This window comes from Clostridium thermosuccinogenes (assembly GCF_002896855.1).
In the GTDB taxonomy this organism is placed as follows: Bacteria; Bacillota; Clostridia; order Acetivibrionales; family DSM-5807; genus Pseudoclostridium; species Pseudoclostridium thermosuccinogenes.
In genome coordinates this window covers 2,663,669-2,686,734 of sequence record NZ_CP021850.1, presented here as the reverse complement: position 1 = coordinate 2,686,734, position 23,066 = coordinate 2,663,669, and the positions used below count along the sequence as shown (strand labels likewise).

Sequence of the window (23,066 nt, the reverse complement as noted above, 5' to 3'; positions counted from 1 at the left end):
CCGGTTTTTGAGTTTTGGATGAAACAAATTTGGAGGTGCTTTATGACAATATTGCAAGTTAAAAATCTGACAAAGATATATGGAAAAGGGGATACGGCGGTGACAGCGCTGAACAATGTCTCCTTTTCGGTGGAAAAAGGGGAGTTCGTGGCGGTCATCGGCCCTTCCGGTTCCGGAAAGTCGACGCTGCTGCATATATTGGGAGGAGTTGATACTCCGACATCGGGAAAGGTCTACATCGACGGAACGGATATCTACAGCCTGGATTCATCAAGACTGGCAATTTTCAGGCGCAGGCAGATCGGATTGATTTATCAGTTTTATAACCTCATTCCAGTCCTTAATGTGGAGGAGAATATAACGCTGCCTTTGCTGTTGGATGGCAGGAAAGAGGACAAAAACAGGCTGCAGGAGCTGCTTACAACCTTAGGCTTGAAGGAACGGGCGCACCATCTGCCCAACCAGCTCTCCGGAGGGCAGCAGCAGAGAGCTTCCATAGGCCGGGCTCTTATTAACAATCCCGCCTTGGTTCTTGCGGATGAACCCACGGGGAATCTGGACAGCAAAAACAGTGAAGAGATCATCTCCCTGCTCAAGCTTTACAATCGGAAGTACAACCAGACTTTAATCGTAATAACCCATGATGAAAAAATAGCCCTTCAGGCAGACAGAATAATCAGCATAGAAGATGGGGCTATTGCAAAGGATGAGGTGATCCGGAGATGAATATAGTAAATAAAGTTACATTGAAATGGTTGATAATGAATAAAACCCGCACCATTGTCACCATCATCGGTGTCATACTGTCCGCTGCCATGATAACCGCCGTAACAACTCTTATATCCAGCGCTCAGAATTACGCCATCAAATTCACAATTGCGGAAGAGGGCGACTGGCATGCGGTTGCCTATGATGTAAGCAGTAAAGGCATCGAAGCTATCAGCAAGAGAGATGACATAAAGGATGCAGCCGTAGTCAAAAACTCAGGATACGCATTATTGAAAGGCAGCATAAATGAATACAAACCCTATTTGTACATCATGGAATTGGACGATAAAGCCTTTAAAACCCTTCCGGTGCATTTGACAGAAGGGAGGCTGCCGGAGAATGAAAAGGAAATTTTGATTTCCGACCATATATCGGGAAATGGCGGAGTTCAATACAAGATAGGGGATACACTGACCCTTGATGTGGGTGATCGTGTCATGGGGGACGGAATAGTCCTGGGGCAGAAAAACACTTATGCCGTCAGCGAGGATGGAGAAGTGCTAGAAAAGCTTGTGGTAAAAGAAACCAGAACGTTCACGGTGGTTGGGGTGTGCAAAAGGCTTTCCTACAGATTGGAGAACTACTTTGCACCGGGATATACCATATTAACAAAGCTGAATCCGCAGGAATTGACGGATGATGATGATCTTGACATATATTTTAAAGCCAAAAATCCCCGCAAAATCTATGATATTGCCGACAGCCTGCAAGACATCGGGGAAAATGGCTTGGATTACAACAGTGAGTTGCTCAGATTTATGGGAGTCAGCAATATTGACAATTTTAATACCGTATTGCTCAGGCTTGGAGCTATTCTTATAGTATTGATAATGGTGGGATCGATAGCTCTGATATACAACTCCTTTTCCATTTCGGTCAGCGAACGCAAAAAGCAGTTCGGACTGCTTTCCTGTGCCGGCGCCACCTCACGGCAGATCAAGCATTCGGTTTTTTTTGAGGCTTTGGCAATTGCTGTCATAGGGATACCTTTGGGGGTGATGTCGGGAATTCTGGGCATAGGAGTTACCCTCTACTTTGTGGGAGATCTTTTTGCCAGCATGATAACGACCAATATCCCTGTTTCATTAAGACTTTCGGTATCACCTTTATCAATTGTAGTAGCTGCTTTGGTAGCTCTTATTACTATTTTAATATCTGCCTATATTCCTGCCCGGCGTGCGGCCAGGGTATCGGCTATGGATGCCATACGGCAGACCACGGAAATTAAACTGACAGGAAAACAGGTAAAAACCTCCCGGCTTACCCGAAAGATTTTTAAAATTGAGGGCGACCTGGGGATGAAAAATATGAAGAGGAACCGCCGGCGCTATAGAAGCACGGTAATATCGCTGTTTATAAGCGTGGTTCTGTTTGTGTCGGTTTCTGCCTTTTCCATGTATTTAAGGGACAGCGTCATGAATGTCTATGAGAATCAAAAATATGATCTTCTATATAGTATAGACAGTAAAAGTCTGAAGGATTCCACAATCAGTGCCTTTAATGATATCCTCAGTTTGGACAGTGTGAAGGAAGGTGCGTTGGTAAGATACACTTACTGTGATGTGAAAGTCCAAAAAGAACAGGTGCAGGGAGCCTGGTATGAGGAAAAGGTGAGCCAGGGTCATATATCTGAGGGGCAGGATGCTCTTGTACATGTAGATTTATACAGCGTGGACCATGATACATTTACCGATTATGTGCGGGAGTTGGGTCTGGAGGAGTCCCTGTTTGAAAACCCTGCTTCACCGGCAGGAATTCTTGTAGACAAACAGCATTTCTTCGACCAAAACATGCAAAAATACAGGAATACCAGCATTTTTGATGAGCATAAGCCTGAAACCTTATCATTATCAGTGGGCTATGGTGACAGCGACGGAAAAGGGAACAGGAGAAGAACAGATATTGCAATAGCAGCTGTGGCGGACAAAGCTCCTTTCGGTATACAAGATTATGCTTACAAAGATACCGTGCTGATTATCATTGATACCGGTGCGGAGAAGTCCTTGTTTGCTGATATTGAGCCGGAGTGGAATGGTTATATGTGTTTCAGTTCCGACAAACCTTTCAAAGCAGAGGAGGATATGAAGAAGATACTTAGTGATGCAGGCCTTAGTTCTACGGACATATACAATGTTGCTGAAATGCTGCAGGACAACCGGAACCTCATCACCATACTGTCGGTTTTCTCCTATGGGTTCATCATACTGATATCCCTCATAACCATAGCTAATGTGTTCAATACCATATCCACCAATGTCAACCTGAGGAGAAGGGAATTTGCCATGTTGAAGTCAGTGGGCATGACCGATAGGAGTTTCAGGCGGATGATGAATTTCGAATGCATATTTTACGGACTGAAAGCACTGATTTACGGACTGCCGGTATCCATATTCCTTACGTACCTGATATATCAAAGCGTAAATGAGGGCGTCGATATGGCCTTCTATCTGCCTACACAAGGCATACTGATCAGCATAGCGTGTGTATTCCTGGTGGTATTTTCCAGCATGATTTATTCTATGAGAAAGATAGGCAGGGAGAATATTCTGGACGCCTTGAAAAATGAAAATCTATAGCAGGATCGGCAAAACATAAATAACTTTCAATTTTGGAGATTATATGCCTTATATGCAGATATTCGCCTGTATTTATTACAGGCGAATATAGTTTTTTGGGAATATTTTTTGTATAATTCTGCAATGGATCTGACTTGTTATGTCAGCGCGAAAAACATGAATAGCGTTTTCATTATACATATCGCATCTATCAAATTTTGCAGGTTAACCCATATTAGATGTGGCTATTTTGCTTTTAAGCCAATAATTTATATTATAATTTGACGTAAAATTATGTAAAAGTAAACAAAATTGTGATATTATGATTTTGTGTCCTAGGCTTGTACTCTTCTTTGCTGGCAGGCTGTTTTTCAAAAAGGGATGTAAAGGAAGGTACGATGAGCTACTTGGATTACAACGGCTGAATTCATCATTTAGTACGTTGCTGCCTTGCATATGGCATGCTTAGAGAAAATGAAGCCGGAAACAGGTGTTGTATAATGAAAATAGATATTATAAATTGGATTAAAGAATTTTTGATATTATCGGTTCAGGATAAACATAAAGAAGAATTTGAACAGGAAATCGATAAAATTAATCTGGCCAGGGCGAAGGTTACACTTATAACTTCCATCATTATTGAAATGATGGTGATAACGGCTTATTGCATTTTCAAAAAAGGGAGCGTATTCGAAAAACCTGGCATTTACTATGGTATCATGTATATACTCTTACTTGTGACAATGATAGTGTTTTTGGTGGTATTTAGCAGATTAGGCGCAAACATCTCTAAGCATGCAAAAGTCATACGGGTGGTTTTTGTGGCTTTTACCATTTATATCCTGATATGGTGCGCGTTGATATCGGTGCTGGATCAGCTGACATATGGGTAGGTCATTGTATATATAATGGCCACTGTGGCTGTTTCGGTAATTCCTTACTACAAACCTGTAACTATGTTGCTTATCTATCTTCCGGTTCACATAATATTTATGGCTTTTATGCTCCGCTTTCAAAAATCCAACTATGTACAGTATGCCAATAATTTGAACAGCAGTACCTTTTTAATGATATCTTTGGCTATATCATACATGAGATATAAAAAGCAGATTGAGGACTTTAAAAACAGAAAGATAATACAGGAAAAGAACGAAGAGTTAAAACGGGTGAACAAGGAATTGGAGGAGGCAAACCATAAGCTGGATATACTTTCGCAAACAGATAGCTTAACCAGAGTTTTCAACCGTTTCGCCTTTGACAAGGCAATAGAGGCAGAGTGGAACAGGTGCAAGCGCTATTCTATGCCACTGTCTCTGATTATAGTGGATGTGGATTTTTTCAAGGCATATAATGATAATTATGGACATCAGGCCGGAGATGTATGTATAAGAAGGATAGCAGAAGCTTTGTCGAGCTGCCTGGAGCGTCCTACAGATTTTGTTGCCAGGTACGGAGGAGAAGAGTTTGGAGTACTGCTGCCCGGCATTGAAAAGGAGGAAGCCTATTTGCTTTCAGAGCGGATGAGAAAAAAGGTGGAAGAGCTTTCCATACCCCATGAACATTCCGCGGCTTCCCGTTGGGTTACAATCAGCATGGGGGTTAATACGGCTTTTCCTTCTCTGGAGCCTTCACTGGAGGGTTTTATAAGGGCTGCGGATATGGCTTTGTATAAAGCTAAGGAGATGCGTAACACCACCGTAACTGTTTAAATTTGCTTGCTTATGGTAGATTTTTGATATTCGGTCAGTTTGTTCTTTTTCTGATGTAGTATTATTTATGCGCTGTTTTGCAAAAAATATCAAAGTATGTTGACAGCAGTAATATGTTGTTGTAGACTATATGTATAATTTAATAGAACAAGCCTCACTTTTGACAGGTGAGGTAGAGGCGCGGCGTTTAACAGTCTTTAGAGGAGTTTGAGAAGCGATGATGCTATTGAGAAGGAAACGCTGCCGAAGCGAATAGTATACTCAGTGCTATTTGCTGGGCTTGCAGTTAAGAGCTGCAAGACTGTCTCAATAAATAAGCCTGATTTATTGAGTTGTGCTATCTCATTGGCAAAAGAAGGACTAGGTGTGACTGTTGACACTAAGACCTGAGAATGCCTCAGGTCTTTTTTGGTAAGTAAAAGAGCATAAAAAGCTGAATAGTGTTGCCAGGTACAGACATTTGTTATTTTATCATAATTTAATGTTGCAAAACATGAAAGTAAACATAATATGGTAGTAAGGGCTATCATGGTTAACAATTAGGGGGAGTTTCATGAAGAAAAAAATATCTTTATTGGCAGCAGCATGCATAGCATTATCCGTATTTTTGTCAGGATGCCGAAAAAGTGATGACAAAACCTTTAAGGTGGGTATGGAAGCAGGCTATCCGCCCTTTAACTGGACCCAGACGGATGATTCCGGTGGTGCGGTGAAAATAGACGGCAGTTCTGAATACGCCGGTGGATATGATGTGGAAATTGCCAAGAGAATTGCAGAAGGGCTGGGAAAAGAGCTGGTTATTGTAAAGACCGAATGGCTTGGCCTTATACCGGCACTGACATCAGGCAAAATCGATGCGATAATTGCAGGCATGTCACCAACGGCAGAACGTAAGGAATCCATCGACTTTACCGATGATTACTATAAGTCTGATCTGGTTATGGTTGTAAAAAAAGGCTCCAAATATGAGAATGCAACCTCAATACAGGATTTCAAGGGTGCAAAAATAACTGCCCAGCTAAACACATTCCATTATACGGTAATAGATCAGATTGAGGGAGTAGACAAGCAGACAGCCATGGATGATTTTCCTGCCATGAGAACTGCCCTTGAATCGGGAGTAATTGACGGATATGTGTCCGAACGCCCTGAAGGGGTCAGTGCTGAAGCTGCCAATCCAAACTTCAAGATGGTGGTGTTCACCGATGGATTTGAGACATCGGAGGAAGATACGTCAATTGCAGTAGGTATCAAAAAAGGCAGTGATCTGAAAAATAAAATCAATGAAATACTGGCAGGTATCTCGGAAGAGGAACGCATAAGCATTATGGATGCCGCAATAAAAAACCAGCCGGCATCAAATTGACATCCCGGTATTAGAAACAGGATTTATGGAAACCGAGTGCATTTTTACGCATTCGGTTTCATTTATGATTAAAGGAGGGGCAAAATGAGCTTTGAGCTTATTCTACAAATAATATCAAAATACTGGCCTATGCTTCTTAGGGGAGCGGGTGTGACTCTGCTGGTTTCTATAATCGGTACTGTTTTTGGTTTTGTCATTGGTTTGGTGGTGGGAGTTATCCGTACCATTCCAGTCCCGGAAAGAGGAGCTAAAAGGTGGATTTTAAAAGTTGCAAATGCTGTTCTTTCAGCATATATAGAAATATTCCGGGGCACCCCCATGATTGTGCAGGCAATGGTTATATTTTACGGCTCTGCCCAAGCCTTTGGGCTGGATATGAACCGTATGGTGGCAGCAATTCTAGTAGTTTCGATAAATACTGGAGCTTATATGGCGGAAATTATCCGCGGGGGCATAATTTCCATAGATAAAGGCCAGTATGAAGCAGCCCAGGCCATAGGCATGAACCATACCCAGACAATGTTCAATGTAGTGCTGCCGCAGGCCATTCGTAATATACTGCCGGCAACAGGCAATGAGTTTGTGATCAATATTAAGGATACCTCGGTGCTAAATGTTATTTCTGTTACTGAGCTGTATTTCCAGACCAAATCAATTGCTGGCAGTACGTTTAAATTCTTTGAACCGTTCTTTATTGCATGCATTATATATTTTATTATGACCTATTCGGTTACAAGGATTCTTCGCTACCTTGAAAAGAAGATGGATGGCCCGGAGAATTATGTCCTGCATGCGGGTCAAATACAAGCAGAAATACCTCAGAATATGCAAGTCAGGACAAAAAATGGCTAAGCAAGCCGGATATAGACAAAGGGGTGTAATCCATGGAAAAAGTTATCGATATCCAGCACTTGAGCAAGTCCTTTGGAGGTCATGAAGTACTAAAAGACATAAATTTTTCAGTTGCTAAAGGAGAAGTGGTTTGTATCATCGGCTCCTCCGGATCTGGAAAATCGACACTGCTTCGCTGTATTAATCTGTTGGAGAAGCCGAGTGGCGGCCAAATTATTTATAAAGGGCAGAATATTTTAGACGACGGTCATGATATATATGAATACCGTACAAAGATGGGGATGGTCTTCCAGCAATTCAACCTGTTTAACAATCACAATGTTTTAGGAAACTGCATAGTAGGGCAGATGAAGGTCTTGAAACGCTCCAGGGAAGAGGCCGAAAAAGTGGCTATGAAGTACCTGAAAGTTGTTGGAATGGACCAATATGTGAATGCAAAACCGAGACAGCTGTCGGGAGGACAAAAACAGCGTGTGGCTATAGCCAGAGCATTATCAATGGAGCCGGATGTAATGCTGTTTGATGAACCGACATCGGCGCTGGACCCGGAAATGGTGGGCGAGGTCCTTAAAGTTATGAAGGAGCTGGCTGAAACCGGTCTTACCATGCTGGTGGTTACCCATGAAATGGGTTTTGCCAAGGAAGTTTCCGACCGCGTGGTGTTTATGGACAACGGAGTAATAGTTGAGGAAGGAAGTCCGGAGCAGATTTTCAACAACCCTGCGCAGGAACGCACCAGGGAATTCTTAAAACGCACCTTAAACCAGATTTAATGCAGTTAATTTAAGGTATAAAGACGCAGAACAAATGAGGTATACTGAGCACGATTTTGTTAGGGATTTATAAGCTTCCTGAGCTCATGCAGCTTATGGATAATATTTCCTGTTTAGTGATAAAATAATGTGGTATTTATTAACAATAAGATGAATATTATCACTAACATGACTGCAAGCTATAAATATAATCCAAAGAGGAGGTTTTACAATGTCCAATGCTGTTTTTTATCGTTGTGAGGTATGCGGCAACATGGTGGCTTTATTGAAAAACGGGGGAGGAACCCTGACCTGTTGTGAGCGCCCGATGAACAAACTGGTAGCTAATACTTCGGATGGTGCGAAGGAAAAGCATGTTCCGGCCATAACCAAAGAAGGTGGAAAAATCAAAGTTCAAATCGGTTCAGTCGTGCATCCGATGATCCCTGAACATCATATTGAATGGATCGGTCTGGAAACCGATGATAAGCTGGAAATAGTTTATCTAAAGCCTGGGATGGAACCTAAGGCGGAGTTTGCAGAGGTCAGTCAGGGAACAGTTTATGAGTACTGTAATCTGCATGGATTATGGAAGGCTGAAATATAAAAAATTGAAATTTAAGGAGTCTTGCAATTGCGAGATTCCTTTTTTAACGCCTTGATAAATAATAACAGGACTGGTCGAAGCCGCCGGAAGCTTCAAAAAGTAAGCGGCAGGAGGCCTTAGGCAAGGTATTTTTCTTTGCAGATTGCATATTTTAATAATTCTGCTTTTTGCTGATATTTTAATATCAGATTCTTATAAAAAATACATGTATTTGCTTTTAATGTCCCAGATTACTATGGAAGCCAACTAAATGCGGCAATATTGGACATTATGCCAAATTTATATTATAATAAAGGAAAAATATTCAAATCATCGCAGGGATGTTTGAACAGAAAAGGAGATAGTATATGACAGGACTTAAACGTAAAATAGTAAGCGTATTTTTGTGTTTTGTACTGATTTTTAGCGTATTACCCGTATATGCTGCTGAATCGGTACAGTATGTTACCCGGGAGCAGGCTGTTGCACGTCTCCTTGAGACGATAGGCACCGGAGCGCTTAGCAAAACTGAAGGAGATATCAGTGTTTTTTCTGATGCCGACAGGGTAAGCCCGGAATTCGCAGATGAGCTCGGGATTGCTGTTGCCAACGGAATTATAGACGGAATTCCGGGAAGTGAATTAAATCCGTCGGAGAACATAACCCGCCTGGAATTTGCTGTTATAATAAGCCGCTCAATTCGTGAGCTCCCCATTGTAAAGCCGAAGCTGGCCTTTTCCGATGTTCCTGCGGAAAATGCTGGTGATGTCAGCAGGCTGGTTCAGGCCGGTATCATTAATGGATATGGAAACGGCAATTTTGGCGCAGAGGATTTTCTGACCCAGAATCAGCTCAATATTATTCTGGACCGCATAGAAAAGCTTTCAGAAACGAGACCTCAGGACGACTTTTACTATGCAGTCAACAAGGACTGGTTAAAAACTGCCAAACTGCCTGCAGGTTATCCTACATACAGCTCCTTTAGTGAAGTTGATATCAACAACAGCAATAAATTAAAAGCCATAGTAAAGGATCTCATTGATAATGCAGATACCTGGCAGGAAGGCACTATAGAGCAGAAAATGGCAGATTTCTACAGCACTATAGTTGATGTAGAAAACCGTAATAAAGAGGGAATAGAACCTATAAAGCCGTATTTGGACCGAATAAGTGAAGCTAAAACTGTGCAGGAGCTTATTGACATATCAGCGCAGTTTGAAAATGAAATTGGCTTGAGCCTTTTGTTCGGCTTTGGTCCTTCTATCGACTTCGTTGACAGCAGCCGCTATGTCCTGTACGGTTCAGGACTTTCCACGGCTCTGCCATCCGTATACATGTTGAATGAAAATCCTCAGATAAAGGCTCTTTATGAAAACTTCATCGCGCAGATGTTCATTCTTACTGGGTCTACTGAAGAAAGCGCCCTGAAGAGCGCTCAGGACATCTATGCTTTTGAAAAGATTGTCGCTGCATCCACCCTCAGCAATGAGGAGGCCAGCAGAGTGGAAAATATTTATAATCCGATGACTGTTGATGAAGTGGCAGACATGTTTAAAGGTGTTGATATCAAGAAATACCTGAAAGATTTGGGATATGAAAATGTAGAAAATGTCATAATTACAGATGTGGGTCTTATGAGAAAAACAGGAGAGCTCATGACCGATGAAAACCTGGAAGTGCTTAAAGATTATGCGCGTTATTATCTGGTGATAAATACCGCTTCCTTCTTGTCGGAAGACCTGGAAAATGCAATCAATGCATTTAACAGTGCATTTATGGGAATCGACAGCACTTTGAGCCAGGAAGATAAAGCTTTTAACATGCTTAATTCAGTTATGAGCAGTTACCTGGGAAGGATATACGTAGAGAGGTATTTCTCCGAAGAAGCTAAGAAAGACGTTGAGGATATTGTATCGGAAATTATTGCTGCATTTGAGAAGCGCATACAGGCTCTGGACTGGATGACGGATGAAACCAAAGCAGCAGCGATATCCAAGCTGAAGGCAATAAAGCTCAAGATCGGATATCCGGATACTTGGGAAGATCCGTTGAGCAATATTGAAATTAAGTCTTATGATGAGGGTGGGTCCCTCTTGGGCAACATACTTGCCATTACTGCGGCCCAGGCCAAGTATTCAAAGAGCTTGCTGTCCAAGCCGGTAGACAAGTCAAAGTGGTCAATTCCCCCTCATATGGTAAATGCTTTTTATAATGCCACCAGCAATGAAATAATTTTCCCTGCCGGAATTCTGCAGGCTCCCTTCTATGATGTCAATGCGTCGAGGGAGCAGAATCTGGGTGGTATAGGCACGGTGATAGCCCATGAGATCACCCATGCATTTGACAATAATGGGGCTCAGTTTGACAAAGACGGAAATATGAAAAACTGGTGGAAGGATGAAGATTATATAACCTTCCAGCAAAAATGCCAGCAGGTCATTGATTTGTATGAAGGACTTGAGATTGCACCAGGTGCCGTTGTTAGCGGTGCACTGACATTATCTGAAAATGTGGCTGATATCGGAGCCATGGCTTGCATACTGGATATTGCTGCTAATATGGAGGACGTAAACTATAAAGAACTGTTTGAAAGCAATGCGAGAATATGGCGTATGACAGCCACTAACCAGATTTATCAGCTTTTGGCAACCCAGGATGTGCATGCGCCCAATAAATTCAGGGTAAATCAGGTGCTTAGGAATTTCCAGGAGTTCTATGATACCTATGGCATTGAGGAAGGCGACATGCTTTACCTCGCTCCTGAAGATCGAGTAACAGTCTGGTGATTAAAAGCCTGAATGATGATAATCGTATGTTATAGACCATAGTTTACAGGCTTAAGCCTTTGCAGCGGGTTAATACATAAAATCCTGCTGCAAAGGCTTTTTAATTGATCTATTAATCTACCGGTCTTTTTTGTGTATTACTTTTAAGTCTGCCTTCCATGAGAAAAGTGGAAATAATCCATATAAATAATTAATTTTTCAAAAAGGAAAACTAAAAAAGATTGAAAAAAAGAAGAAAAAACTTGGTTAAGAACAAAACCATATTATATTTTATGCGGGTTACAAAAGTCTGAGAGAATAAGGATAATATCAAAATATTCCGAAGATGCAACAAATAACAAAGTGTGCTATTGTATTAGCATTTAGTTTTATAGCACTATTTTGGTATAGAGAGGAATATTATATGGAGAAAAAGAATGAAGCATTGAAAGAAAAAAGTACTGAAAACATATGCAAGCTTACAGTTGAAGACGCATGCAAATTACTGGACACAAATGCCAATGGTCTTACTTCGGAAGAGGCAAAAAGAAGGCAACAAAAGTACGGCAGGAATATAATAAGCGAGAAAAAGGACAAGTCCCCCATTCTGGTTTTCCTGTCCAACTTCACTGGCTTAATGGCTATACTTTTGTGGACCGGCGGCATTATTGCCTTTGTAGCTGATATGCCCCAGCTGGGCATCGCTATCTGGATGGTTAATATCATCAATGGTATATTCAGTTACTGGCAGGAGCATCGTGCGGGCAAAGCAACCGAAGCTCTGAAAAAAATGCTGCCTTCCTATACAAGAGTCATCAGAGATGGACAAGAGCAGCAAATACTGGCGGAGGATTTGGTTCCTGGTGATATCATGCTTATTGAGGAGGGTGATAAGATATCGGCAGACGCGCGTCTGATTGCAAGCAGTGACCTACAGGTGAATCAATCCACACTGACCGGGGAATCCAATCCGGTGCGTAAGGCTTATGATCCTGTTTTACGCGAAGGTCTTTCCAGATTTGAAATTCCGAACCTTATTTTTGCAGGTACCAGCGTGTCCAGCGGTACAGGCAAGGCAGTGATAATTTCCACAGGAATGAGCACCGAATTCGGTAAAATTGCAGATTTAACCCAAACCCTGAAGGAAGAAAAGAGCCCGCTGGAAAAGGAGCTAGACAAGCTCACTAAGCAAATTTCGATAATTGCCATAAGCGCCGGTGTGATTTTTTTTGCGGCAGCTGTCTTTTTTGTAAGGCAGCCCCTGGCTCAAGCCTTCATTTTTTCCTTGGGTATGGTTGTAGCATTCATCCCGGAAGGATTATTGCCTACAGTCACTTTGTCACTGGCGATGGCTGTTCAGCGTATGGCTAAGGAGCATGCGCTGGTTAAGAAACTTTCTGCTGTTGAAACGTTGGGGTGCACTTCCGTCATATGCTCAGACAAGACCGGAACCTTAACGCAGAATGAAATGACTGTAAGCAATTTATGGTTGTTGGATCAGGAATTTGAGGTTACAGGTCTGGGCTATGCCCCGGAAGGTAAAATTATAGCTGGACAGCAGGAAGTAAGTGCCGCCAATAATGGGGATTTGAAGCTGCTCCTCACTGCGGCTGCTTTGTGCAGCAATGCCCGTGTGATACCTCCAAAGGAGGAATCGGAGAGATATACTGTTCTGGGAGATCCGACGGAAGCCTGCTTGGGAGTTGTGGCAAAAAAGGCAGGAATTGATGTGGATGAGCAATCGACCTTGACACCGAGACTGAGGGAATTGCCTTTCGACTCCAGACGCAAAAGAATGAGCACCATCCATCAACTGGAAAAGCCTGTGGAAGGATGCCGGAGAATTGCTTATATAAAAGGCTCACCTAAAGAGGTGCTGGAATTATGTACGGGGATACATAGGCAGAACAGGCGTGAGGAACTGACGGATGAGCAGCGTGCCCGAATCATGGAAGCAAACGATAAGTATGCCAGAAACGGTCTCCGTGTATTGGCGGTTGCTTACCGCCTCATGTCTCAAAAGGACAACTTGCCTGCTGCTTTGAGTGCATATACCCCTGAGCTTGTGGAAAGGGATATGACCTTTATAGGTCTTGTGGTTATGGCTGATCCTCCGAGACCGGAAGTGGCAGCTGCAGTTGAGAAATGCCATAAAGCCAATATAAGGATTATCATGATCACAGGCGATTACGGCTTGACAGCCGAGAGTATTGCCAAACGTATTGGTATCGTTAAAGGAGAACACCCACGCATAATATCAGGTACAGAGCTGGGAAATATGTCGGATGAGGAGCTTAAGGAAGCTTTAAAAGACGAAGTGATTTTCGCCAGGGTGGCGCCTGAACAGAAATACCGAGTAGTGAGCAACCTGCAGGAAATGGGTCATGTTGTAGCTGTGACGGGGGATGGCGTAAATGATTCGCCTGCGCTGAAAAAGGCGGATATTGGTGTGGCTATGGGAATTTCCGGCACAGATGTTGCCAAAGAAGCTGCCGATATGATCCTTACCGATGATAATTTTGCTTCAATAGTCAGAGCCATTGAAGAAGGCCGGGCTGTCTATAACAATATCCGAAAATTTATACTCTACATCCTCAACAGCAATACACCTGAAGCCCTACCTTCCGCTGCTTTTCTGTTTTCAAGGGGAGGTATACCGTTGCCTTTGACGGTAATGCAGATTCTATTGATTGACCTTGGCACAGATATGTTACCGGCACTCGGACTAGGTACTGAACTCCCTGAGAAAGGTATTATGGACAGGCCGCCACGCACTCAGCGGGAAACACTGCTTAATAGGCATATTGTCATTAAGGGGTTCTTTTGGTATGGATTGATAGAGTCTGTTATCGCATTGGGAGCCTATTTCTTTGTGAATATGCTGAATGGCTGGCCGAATGTTCCATTGGCTAGTTCCGGTGTGATTTATAGACAAGCGACCACCATGACCCTTGCAGCTATTGTATTCTGCCAGATAGGTATGGTATTGAACTGCCGTACGGAAAGGCAATCTGTGTTTAAGGTTGGTCTGTTTGGAAATAGGACAATAATGAGGGGAATAATTTTCGAACTGCTGTTGATAAGTTTAATCATATATGTTCCATTCCTGCAGGAAATCTTTCAAACTGCGCCCATAGGCATTAATGAATGGCTATTTCTGATAGTTCTGCCCCCATTGATTGTATTTGTTGAGGAAGTAAGAAAAGCTATTTCCCGTCGGTATTTTAAAATAATTAGGAAATGAGGTGTATAATCATGAAGGTTATTATAGTCGGATGTGGCAAGCTGGGCTCAGGGTTGGCCCGAAGTCTTGCAAAGAAAGGGCATAAAGTGACTGTTATTGACAGCAACCCGGAAGCGTTTGAACTGCTTGGAAAGGACTTTAGCGGGGAGATTTTTGTGGGTGTGGGTTTTGACAAGGATTTACTGGAAAAAGCTCAAATACAAATGGCTGATGCAGTAGTTGCCTGCAGTAAAAGTGATGATGTGAACGCATTGATTGGTAGGATTTCCCGGAACATCTACAAAGTTCCCCGTGTCATTTCTAGGTTGTATGATCCAAGGAGTGCGGAGATTTATCGCAGTCTTGGCATTCAGACAATATCCACAACAACCTGGGGGGTTCAGCAGGCGATGGAGATGCTGAGCTATGACCAGCTTGATAGTGTGTTAACTATTGGAGATATTGAAATAATAAGGGTTGAAACACCTGCCCTTCTGGTAGGCAGAGCCATCAGTGAATTGACGGTTTTTGGTGAAATTCATGTCGTTGCCATAAGACGTGATAATAAAACCTTTATGCCAACAATGGGAACAGTGTTACGAAAGTATGATGTGATTTTCATTGCCGTTTTAGCAACATCCATGAGCAGACTGAAAAAATTATTGGGTATGGAGCAGAAATGGGGTGAGATCAAATGAAAGTAATTATAATAGGCGGAGGACAGGTTGGGTCTTACATAGCCAAACTGCTTCTCGAAAACAATTGCTCTGTAAGAGTGCTGGAGAAACGGGAAAGCGTATTGGATAAACTGAAAAGAATGTTTCCGGAGGATATAATTATTGGTGGCAACGGAACAGATCCCAATATTCTTGAATCCTCCGGTGTCATGGAAGCAGATGTTGTTGCTGCGGTTACCGGAGCCGATGAAACCAATCTTGTCGCTGCTACAATTGCTAAATTCGAATTTAACGTACCCCGAGTTATTGCTCGCGTCAATAATCCACAAAACGCATGGCTGTTTAATGCCGGTATGGGCGTAGATGTGGCTGTGAACCAGGCCGACTTTCTGGCTCATCTTGTAGTTGAGGTTATGGATCTCAAAAACATACTGACACTGATGAAGGTAGATCGTGACAATTATTCAATTGTTCAGCTGATTGTTGATAGTCAGTCTGAATCTGTGAATAAAGCAGTCAGGGATTTGGGAATACCTAAAAACACACTGTTAATTGCTATCTATCGTGGGGAAGATATAATAATACCCCATGGAGATACAATCATAAACGGAGGGGACAAAATTTTAGCCTTTGCCGATGAGGAAGGTAAGATCAGAATTAATGAGCTTTTTGGGTCCCGTTTATGAGCAGCTTATAAGGCAGTGTATGAATAAAAGGAGGGTTTTTATGAGTACCAAAAAGATAGGAATTATAGTGGGAAGCCTGCGCAAGGATTCATACTGCAGGAAGATCGCAAGGGTACTGATGCAATTAGCACCTGCTTCATTAAATATGGAGGAGGTGGATATAAGCGATCTGGCAATGTTCAATCAGGACCTGGAAGAACAGGGAAATGAGCCTGAAGCATGGATAGCATTCAGAAAGCGCATCAAAGAATATGATGGTTTTCTTTTTATAACACCTGAGTATAACAGGTCATATCCTGCAGCTCTCAAGAATGCTCTGGATGTTGGTTCAAGACCGTATGGGAAAAGCGCATGGAACGGAAAGCCCGGGGCGGTGGTCAGCGTGACGCCGGGAGCTTTAGGCGCTTTTGGAGCGAACCATCATCTGCGCCAGGTGCTTACCTTCTTAAATATTCCGACTATGCAGCAGCCCGAAGCTTATATCGCAAATGTAGCAACGCTTTTTGATGACGATGGAAATATTAACAACGAAAGTACCCGTGAGTTCTTAAAGGGTTTCGTGGATTCTTTTGCAGCTTGGGTGAACGCTAATTCGCACGGCTAAGGTATATTTGCCTGTCCGGCGATGAAATGTTAAAATAAAGAAAATGGTACAACTTATAAAAAAATGGGTAAGTAACAGGAGATAGAGCGGATGCCATGTGCATTACGGAAAGCGGATGGGTTTAGTCTTTCTGTAAACAGGGATATTGAAGCTCTGCCGTATGTGTATATGCAATCCGTTCTATTTAAAGTACAAAGTGTTCCGAATTTTGGAAAGGAGGAAAAAGTATGGATAACTATGATGTAATATTGGATTTTTTCAGCAAAAGCGAAAAGCCTGTAAAAGCAGGCGAAGTAGCAACCGCCACTGGAATAGACAAAAAAGAGGTTGACAAAGTAATGTCTAAATTGAAAAAAGAGGGAAAAATCGTATCACCTAAGGCTTGCTATTGGGAAATCAAGAAATAGTACATACGAAATTACGCATGCATGAGCTTGAAGGGCCAGATCCAACGTTTATGTGGCTTTTGCCATGGGACAAGTGAAACGATTGGGCAGGAGCTCTTACATTTAAAGCTTGGAAGAGATGGCAAGCATTGAGCTTGACAAAGCAGGAAGCCTAGGATTTTGCTTTAGGCTTCCTGTTTTGCCTATGATAATTTTTGTCTATAACCAAAAGGCATGGCAGAACCCATATTGCATTAATAAATACATATGGGTTCTGATGGTTTTATTTGGTGTAACTGTCTAAGTCCTTCTCTTTATTTGCTCAGTCTGCGATGCCCGCGCTTTCAAACTCTTTTTCCTTCGTCAATCTCGATAATTAAGCCGGGATCATGTTTTCGCTCCATGCTACGTCTTTTTTTCCTGTTATCGGCAGTATCGAAGATTATGGAAAAATCATAATCTTCCGGATAAAGCTCCTTGGCAGCCACATGAAGTTTCAGTCTTTTATGGTTTACCAGCAGTTTTTTGCTCTTTATCTGAACTCCAACTTCACCCTTGTCATTGGCCTTTTGATAGACGATTCCAATCAGCTTTTGCGGATAAACCATTACGCTGTCTCCGATGTTAAAACTCATACCGGGGGAGTTACCGGGAATTTTGCTCTCCTCATTCTTTTTGATCCTTTTGCCCGGACGGACTTCTAAGCCCATACTCTGAGATGTTGAAGCGATATCCCTCTGCAATGCATCAGAAACAGCCATACCTTTGATATTTTCTGTTACATTTGCAGAAGTTGTGCTTTTTTCATGCGCCTTTACGCTACCGGCAAAAGTACCTTTTGCGCTTTCTGTCATATCAGTGTCAGCCATGTTATTAGCATGATCTGTTATGCCGGAAGCAGGTGTACTTTTTATACTTTCTGTTATGTCAGTGGCAACCTTGCCTTTGGCAAATAATGGTGTATCATCAGCGGGCATGTTTTTTAAGCAATCTGTTGTGCCGGAAGCAAGCCTGAAGCCTGTGGTTCCTGCAGCATCACCGGTGGGTATACTTGCTGCGATACCTGACATTTCACCGGATTTGCCGGTCCTGTTTCCGTAGGCAGCCAAGCTGGCTCTTTCAATCAATCTTTGGGGAAGGCCAAGACGCATTGCTATATACAGAGAACAGCTTTCTCCCGCTTCTCCCATTTCCAGACGGTACAGGGGCAGCAAGCTCTGACGGTCGAAGGCCATCCTTGCATTAATAAGTCCTGGTGTCGCTTTGGCAAAATCCTTTATTTCCGGATAATGGGTAGTTGCAACAAACAGGCAGTTTTTGGCCGCCAGTTCCTCCAATATTGCAATCGCCAATCCCATCCCTTCGGCAGGATCAGTGCCTGAACCCAATTCATCCAACAATACCAGTGACTGATCGTCCGCCAGTTGAAGTATTTTTATTATGTTTGTCATATGGGAAGAAAAGGTGGACAGGTTTTCTGTAATGCTTTGCCCGTCACCTATATCGCACAGTACATAGTTGTTCATAGTGAAGCATCCTGCCTCTGCCGGGACATGAAGTCCGCTTTGCGCCATCATCGACAATAGACCAATGGTCTTTAAGGCAACGGTTTTTCCTCCGGTGTTGGGTCCGGTAATAACCACTCCTCTAATATCACCTCCGATACGGAAGTCTAAGGGAACTACAGCATCAGCTTTCAACAGGGGATGCCTGCCTCCCTTTATTTCTATCTTTCTTTCGGCAGAAACAGGCAGAGGAACTGCTTTCATCGCTATACTCAGCTTTGCTTTGGCAAATATGAAATCCAGGGTTTCCATTGCTTCAATATTGATGCTGATATATGGCAAATTCTCTTCCACCATAGTGGTAAGCATATACAGTATGCGCTTTATTTCATTTTCCTCCTCTATAAAAAGAAGGCTTAACTCCTCCTGCAGCTTTCTTACTGCCAAAGGCTCGATGAAATAGGTGTTTCCGCTCTGGGAAACATCAATTACCGCCCCTTTGACCTGGTTTTTGTATTCTTTTTTAACCGGCAGTGTGTAATGTCCGTTGCGGATTGATACAAAGCTTTCGCTAAACCAGTTTTTGTTGTTCCTAAGCAGAGAATCGAGCTTGGATTTTGCCTGGATGTCTATATTGGCAATTTTCCTCCTTATGTCTGCCAGGGCAGGAGAAGCTTTGTCATCCACCTGGCTTCCACGGATTGACCTGTTGATTTCACCCTCGACTCCTTCCAGAGCGTACATGGAGTTACCATAGGAAGCTACGGATGTAAATGTGGCTTCTGCCTTTTTAAGGTATGCTTTCATTCTCCTGCAGGCTGTGAGGAACTGCGCTATGCTTTCCAGCTGCTCAGGCAAAAGGATCGTTCCCTTGCCCAATAAAGCCAATGACTTATCCAGCTCATACATGCCTGATAATGGAGGCGTTCCGTAATGCTCCATGATGAGCCTGGCTTCGGTGGTTTCGCCCGTATGCCGTGATACTTCTGCTTCCGATAGATAAGGTTCAAGGTTCCTGATTCTTTCTTTTGCTTTATTTGATAAAGCATGTTCTTCCAACATGTGGAGTATCTTATTAAATTCCAATGCCTCATAAAATTTCTTCATCGTCTTTTTTCCTTTCTTAAATCTGTTTTTGTAAAAATTCTTATTGTCAATTTTCACCGGCAAATAAACCTGTCGTCTAATATTACCGTTTTAAAACCAACAGCAGCAAAATAGGCTGTTTAATTAATGCTTCTGGATACGAAGCAAAAGAATAATCTGCTCTTTGTTTTCAATCCGGAAAAGAGTACCCTTAACAGACATGAATACAGGAAAGCTTAGTTATAACCTGGACATGGTTTGCATTTATTCTGAATTAAGTGTAGATTTCATACCTTGCCCGTAAAAGGCAGTATGCGTCTGGACAGTAGAAGAAGGAAAAGGTATAGGCCGACATATAGACTGAAGTTTACAAAGCAAAAATCAGTCAGGTTATGCTGCCGGGAGTAATTTGCCAGATGGGCGCCCATAGTAAACAAAAAAGCCCGACAAACATACCTTGCCGAGCCCATACGTTTCCAAACTCCGATATGAGAACAAACGCAACTATAATGGTTATTGAAGCAGCCGCCTGTAAGGTAATGTCTGATTTAGGGTACAAAAAACACACAGGATATTTGCCTGTTTCAAATTATACCCCTTCAACTATATTTAGTTGAAAACCACCTTAACAGAGCTTACCAACATCAATACCATCCTTTCGTTTGCTTTATATGAATAAAATAGCATATATAGTTAACTTAGTCAACTGTGATTTTTCTGTACCAGCACCACATTATGCAATGCTTTAAAAGCTGTTCGAATATAATCTATTTAAGGTTTCACATCATAGCATATTATTGGCTTTGCTGCATTAAAATCCTTACGGATAATAGGATAACTGGATTAATTATTTTCATGTTGCCGGCTTCAGCCAGAAGACCAATATCATACCAGTCCCAAAATACGGGCTGCGTTTGCTACGATAAAGCATATGATGATGCCGGCTGCGGTTGGTATGGCAAAGGAAGCGAGCGCCCATTTCATGCTTTGGGTTTCCTTGCGTATGGTCCATAAGGTGGTACCGCAGGGAAAGTGCATGAGGGAAAATAGCATTACACATATTCCGGTGAGCCAGGTCCAACCGTTAGCTTCCAACACCCGGCGCAAATCCTCCAATTCTTCCAGTTCCAGCATTGATCCGGAGGACATATAACTCATGATTAATACAGGAATGACGATTTCATTAGCCGGTAGGCCGAGAATAAAGGCCATCAGTATATAACCGTCCATTCCTATCATTTTTCCGAAGGGATCGAGGAAACCCGCGGCGTATGACAGCAGGCTTGCTCCACCTATATTTATATTGGCCATGAGCCATATAACCATTCCTGCAGGAGCGGCGATGGCAACTGCACGGCCCAAAACAAAAAGTGTCCTGTCGAAGATGGAGCGAACGATGATTCTGCCCACCTGGGGCCTCCGGTAGGGTGGGAGCTCCAATGTAAAGGAAGACGGTAAGCCTTTAAGTATGGTTTTGGATAGAATTCTGGATACCAGCAGTGTCATGAAAATACCTATAAGAACTATTGCTGTAAGAGCCAAGGTGGAGTACAAGGATTTGAAAGCACCACCTGCCGTACCGCCTATAAAAATCGTACTTAAGGCTATAAGTGTCGGAAAACGGCCATTACAAGGCACAAAGGCATTCGTTATTATGGCAATGAGGCGCTCTCTTGGTGAGTTGATGATCCTACAACCTATAACCCCCGCAGCATTGCATCCAAACCCCATGCACATGGTTAATGCCTGTTTTCCATGAGCACATGCTCTTTTGAAGAAATTATCCAGGTTGAAGGCTACTCTTGGAAGGTACCCCAGGTCTTCCAGAAGAGTGAACAAAGGAAAGAAAATGGCCATTGGAGGCAGCATGACCGAAACGACCCAGGCGAGGGTCCGGTACATGCCCAGGACTAATATGTCATGAAGCCATTGGGGTGAACCTGCCTGTGTAAACAATTCCGTGAGCTTGGCCTCTATACTAAAAAGAAAGTCAGCGAGCATACCGGAAGGCACATTAGCACCTTCAATGGTAATCCAGAATATTAATGCCAAGAGCCCGAGCATTATCGGAATGCCAAAAATCCTGGAAGTAAGGACTCTGTCAATTTTCCTGTCGAAATTGCCGTACACCTTGCCTTCGAAAGTGATTATTTTTCTGCTGATATCTTCTGCCATGCGCACAAGCCTGGTTACAATTTTGTCGCGCAGTTGGTCTGTGGGGATGCCTTTTTCGGTAAGATAATCTCTTGCAGATTCAAGCTGTCTTACAAGTTCACCGTCATCTGCCAGGTTGAACCCCAAGTACTTATCCAATGATCTTAAAAGGCTGGGATCATTTTCTAAAAGCCTCAATGCCACCCAGCGGCTGTTGATTCTGCCTCCAAGAGTTTTCAACACTTCCGGCTGGATCATTTCTATTGCTTTTTCGATTGGTTCATCATATATAATTTTAACAGGATTTGTGACAGTACGGTTATCGGCTATATCGTAGACCGCATCCATTAGCTCATTGAGTCCCAAATAGTTCCTTGCAATTGTCGGAACTACAGGTATGCCGAGAATTTTGGACAGTTCACTGCAATTGACGTTTATTTTTTTCCTTTTTGCCTCATCTATAAGGTTGACACAGACAACAACTTTATCAGTGATTTCCAGGGTTTGCAGAACAAGATTTAAATTTCTCTCCAAACAAGTGGCATCGGTCACGACAACGATCGCATCTGCATTGCCAAAGCAGATAAAATCTCTCGCAACTTCTTCCTCCACAGAATTTGCCATGAGGGAATAAGTACCCGGTATGTCCACCAAAATAAAGTTCTTATCTTTGTGTCTATGTCTGCCCTGTGCATTAGTGACTGTTTTGCCCGGCCAGTTGCCGGTATGCTGGTTCAACCCTGTTAAACTGTTAAAAACCGTACTTTTACCCACGTTGGGGTTTCCGGCAAGGGCGATTACTTTATCATCAGGGCTGGAACGCACGATTTTAAGCTCAGTTTCCAACAGGCGGACTCCTGTTGATTGGTTTGTCAGACCCATTAAAAAACCTCCTTGATTTTTTTAGCATGTTGAGTTGATATATAAACCACAAACGGGCACACTTTGCCCGATTATGGCAATTTAACATTATTAGTAAAAAGGGATGGAACCTAAAGAGCTTCAACAATAATTTTTGATGCATCTTCGGAACGCAATGCAATGACAGCACCACGAATATAGTAAGCGACGGGATCTCCCGAAGGGCTTCTCTGCAGCGCTTCCACCACGGTATCGGTGATCAATCCTAAATCCAGCATTCTTCTACGCACCGATCCGTCAGATTTAAGATCTTTTACTTTTGCCTTTTTACCTAAAGGTACAAGATTCAGTGGTATAAGTTTGTTTTCCATGTTAAAACCCCCTTAACAAGTCCATTTTGCTCTCTGACAGCGTCGATTCACATCTTGTGATACGCCATCCATGGATTTATGTATATTTTTTATTTATTCACTATTAGCTGGGAGCAAGATTTTTTCCCTACACTAACATATGAAAAATATAATTTATGTG

Annotated in this window: 17 protein-coding genes and 1 riboswitch; of the genes, 14 read left to right on the top strand and 3 right to left on the bottom strand. The window is 42.6% G+C overall.

Features of this window, described 5'->3' with window-relative positions; translation table 11 throughout:
- Positions 1–42: 42 nt before the first annotated feature.
- The 14 genes from CDO33_RS11670 (at position 43) to CDO33_RS11605 (ending at position 16,950) form a co-directional block, all read left to right on the top strand.
- Positions 43–726 (top strand): ABC transporter ATP-binding protein, encoded by a 684-nt coding sequence (locus tag CDO33_RS11670; protein WP_103082108.1) that lies wholly within the window; start codon positions 43–45, stop codon positions 724–726.
- The gene (locus CDO33_RS11665) at positions 723–3,344 is read left to right on the top strand and encodes an ABC transporter permease (protein ID WP_103082109.1); all 2,622 of its coding nucleotides are present in this window, start codon (positions 723–725) and stop codon (positions 3,342–3,344) included. The genes CDO33_RS11670 and CDO33_RS11665 overlap by 4 nt, the downstream gene beginning before the upstream one ends.
- A 479-nt stretch (positions 3,345–3,823) precedes the next feature.
- The gene (locus tag CDO33_RS11660; RefSeq protein WP_103082110.1) at positions 3,824–4,216 is read left to right on the top strand and encodes a hypothetical protein; all 393 of its coding nucleotides are present in this window, start codon (positions 3,824–3,826) and stop codon (positions 4,214–4,216) included.
- Between the two features lie 183 nt (positions 4,217–4,399).
- Positions 4,400–5,032 carry a GGDEF domain-containing protein gene (locus CDO33_RS11655; RefSeq protein WP_161496701.1) on the top strand — a complete coding sequence of 211 codons (633 nt, stop codon included), beginning with the start codon at positions 4,400–4,402 and terminating at the stop codon, positions 5,030–5,032.
- 165 nt (positions 5,033–5,197) lie between these two features.
- Positions 5,198–5,380: riboswitch (Lysine riboswitch) on the top strand.
- Between the two features lie 205 nt (positions 5,381–5,585).
- The gene (locus CDO33_RS11650; RefSeq protein ID WP_103082112.1) at positions 5,586–6,398 is read left to right on the top strand and encodes a transporter substrate-binding domain-containing protein; all 813 of its coding nucleotides are present in this window, start codon (positions 5,586–5,588) and stop codon (positions 6,396–6,398) included.
- A gap of 84 nt (positions 6,399–6,482) precedes the next feature.
- Positions 6,483–7,250 carry an amino acid ABC transporter permease gene (locus CDO33_RS11645; RefSeq protein ID WP_103082113.1) on the top strand — a complete coding sequence of 256 codons (768 nt, stop codon included), beginning with the start codon at positions 6,483–6,485 and terminating at the stop codon, positions 7,248–7,250.
- A 32-nt stretch (positions 7,251–7,282) separates the two neighbouring features.
- Positions 7,283–8,023: an amino acid ABC transporter ATP-binding protein gene (locus CDO33_RS11640; RefSeq protein ID WP_103082114.1), complete on the top strand. Its 741-nt coding sequence runs from the start codon at positions 7,283–7,285 to the stop codon at positions 8,021–8,023.
- A 211-nt stretch (positions 8,024–8,234) separates the two neighbouring features.
- Complete coding sequence (locus tag CDO33_RS11635) at positions 8,235–8,609, top strand: desulfoferrodoxin family protein (protein WP_103082115.1); 375 nt, start codon at positions 8,235–8,237, stop codon at positions 8,607–8,609.
- A gap of 347 nt (positions 8,610–8,956) precedes the next feature.
- On the top strand, positions 8,957–11,374 hold the full coding sequence (locus CDO33_RS11630) for a M13-type metalloendopeptidase (protein WP_103082116.1): 2,418 nt from the start codon (positions 8,957–8,959) through the stop codon (positions 11,372–11,374).
- A 403-nt stretch (positions 11,375–11,777) separates the two neighbouring features.
- On the top strand, positions 11,778–14,597 hold the full coding sequence (locus CDO33_RS11625; RefSeq protein ID WP_103082117.1) for a cation-translocating P-type ATPase: 2,820 nt from the start codon (positions 11,778–11,780) through the stop codon (positions 14,595–14,597).
- 11 nt (positions 14,598–14,608) lie between these two features.
- Positions 14,609–15,274 carry a potassium channel family protein gene (locus CDO33_RS11620; protein WP_103082118.1) on the top strand — a complete coding sequence of 222 codons (666 nt, stop codon included), beginning with the start codon at positions 14,609–14,611 and terminating at the stop codon, positions 15,272–15,274.
- A complete protein-coding gene (locus CDO33_RS11615; protein ID WP_103082119.1) occupies positions 15,271–15,939 on the top strand; it encodes a potassium channel family protein in 669 nt (222 codons plus the stop codon). Before CDO33_RS11620 ends, CDO33_RS11615 begins: the two co-directional genes overlap by 4 nt.
- Before the next feature lie 40 nt (positions 15,940–15,979).
- Positions 15,980–16,543, top strand: coding sequence for an NADPH-dependent FMN reductase (locus CDO33_RS11610; protein ID WP_103082120.1), 564 nt, complete (start codon positions 15,980–15,982; stop codon positions 16,541–16,543).
- Positions 16,544–16,770: 227 nt separating this feature from the next.
- Positions 16,771–16,950, top strand: a complete 180-nt coding sequence (locus CDO33_RS11605; protein WP_103082121.1) for a FaeA/PapI family transcriptional regulator — start codon at positions 16,771–16,773, stop codon at positions 16,948–16,950.
- Between the two features lie 323 nt (positions 16,951–17,273).
- On the opposite strand, the gene CDO33_RS11595 is transcribed toward CDO33_RS11605, so the two are convergent.
- The 3 genes from CDO33_RS11595 to CDO33_RS11585 form a co-directional block, all read right to left on the bottom strand.
- Positions 17,274–19,541 carry an endonuclease MutS2 gene (locus CDO33_RS11595; protein ID WP_242973923.1) on the bottom strand — a complete coding sequence of 756 codons (2,268 nt, stop codon included), beginning with the start codon at positions 19,539–19,541 and terminating at the stop codon, positions 17,274–17,276.
- An 864-nt stretch (positions 19,542–20,405) separates the two neighbouring features.
- Positions 20,406–22,556 (bottom strand): ferrous iron transport protein B, encoded by a 2,151-nt coding sequence (gene feoB / locus CDO33_RS11590; RefSeq protein WP_103082122.1) that lies wholly within the window; start codon positions 22,554–22,556, stop codon positions 20,406–20,408.
- Between the two features lie 110 nt (positions 22,557–22,666).
- Positions 22,667–22,906, bottom strand: a complete 240-nt coding sequence (locus tag CDO33_RS11585) for a FeoA family protein (protein WP_103082123.1) — start codon at positions 22,904–22,906, stop codon at positions 22,667–22,669.
- Positions 22,907–23,066 lie beyond the last annotated feature (160 nt).

What these genes read in the sequence shown, in the direction of transcription:
- CDO33_RS11670 (WP_103082108.1), top strand. Translation starts at nt 43, where the DNA reads ATGACAATATTGCAAGTTAAAAATCTGACAAAGATATATGGAAAAGGG.
- CDO33_RS11665 (WP_103082109.1), top strand. Translation starts at nt 723, where the DNA reads ATGAATATAGTAAATAAAGTTACATTGAAATGGTTGATAATGAATAAA.
- CDO33_RS11660 (WP_103082110.1), top strand. Translation starts at nt 3,824, where the DNA reads ATGAAAATAGATATTATAAATTGGATTAAAGAATTTTTGATATTATCG.
- CDO33_RS11650 (WP_103082112.1), top strand. Translation starts at nt 5,586, where the DNA reads ATGAAGAAAAAAATATCTTTATTGGCAGCAGCATGCATAGCATTATCC.
- CDO33_RS11645 (WP_103082113.1), top strand. Translation starts at nt 6,483, where the DNA reads ATGAGCTTTGAGCTTATTCTACAAATAATATCAAAATACTGGCCTATG.
- CDO33_RS11640 (WP_103082114.1), top strand. Translation starts at nt 7,283, where the DNA reads ATGGAAAAAGTTATCGATATCCAGCACTTGAGCAAGTCCTTTGGAGGT.
- CDO33_RS11635 (WP_103082115.1), top strand. Translation starts at nt 8,235, where the DNA reads ATGTCCAATGCTGTTTTTTATCGTTGTGAGGTATGCGGCAACATGGTG.
- CDO33_RS11630 (WP_103082116.1), top strand. Translation starts at nt 8,957, where the DNA reads ATGACAGGACTTAAACGTAAAATAGTAAGCGTATTTTTGTGTTTTGTA.
- CDO33_RS11625 (WP_103082117.1), top strand. Translation starts at nt 11,778, where the DNA reads ATGGAGAAAAAGAATGAAGCATTGAAAGAAAAAAGTACTGAAAACATA.
- CDO33_RS11620 (WP_103082118.1), top strand. Translation starts at nt 14,609, where the DNA reads ATGAAGGTTATTATAGTCGGATGTGGCAAGCTGGGCTCAGGGTTGGCC.
- CDO33_RS11615 (WP_103082119.1), top strand. Translation starts at nt 15,271, where the DNA reads ATGAAAGTAATTATAATAGGCGGAGGACAGGTTGGGTCTTACATAGCC.
- CDO33_RS11610 (WP_103082120.1), top strand. Translation starts at nt 15,980, where the DNA reads ATGAGTACCAAAAAGATAGGAATTATAGTGGGAAGCCTGCGCAAGGAT.
- CDO33_RS11605 (WP_103082121.1), top strand. Translation starts at nt 16,771, where the DNA reads ATGGATAACTATGATGTAATATTGGATTTTTTCAGCAAAAGCGAAAAG.
- CDO33_RS11595 (WP_242973923.1), bottom strand. Translation starts at nt 19,541, where the DNA reads ATGAAGAAATTTTATGAGGCATTGGAATTTAATAAGATACTCCACATG.
- feoB (WP_103082122.1), bottom strand. Translation starts at nt 22,556, where the DNA reads ATGGGTCTGACAAACCAATCAACAGGAGTCCGCCTGTTGGAAACTGAG.
- CDO33_RS11585 (WP_103082123.1), bottom strand. Translation starts at nt 22,906, where the DNA reads ATGGAAAACAAACTTATACCACTGAATCTTGTACCTTTAGGTAAAAAG.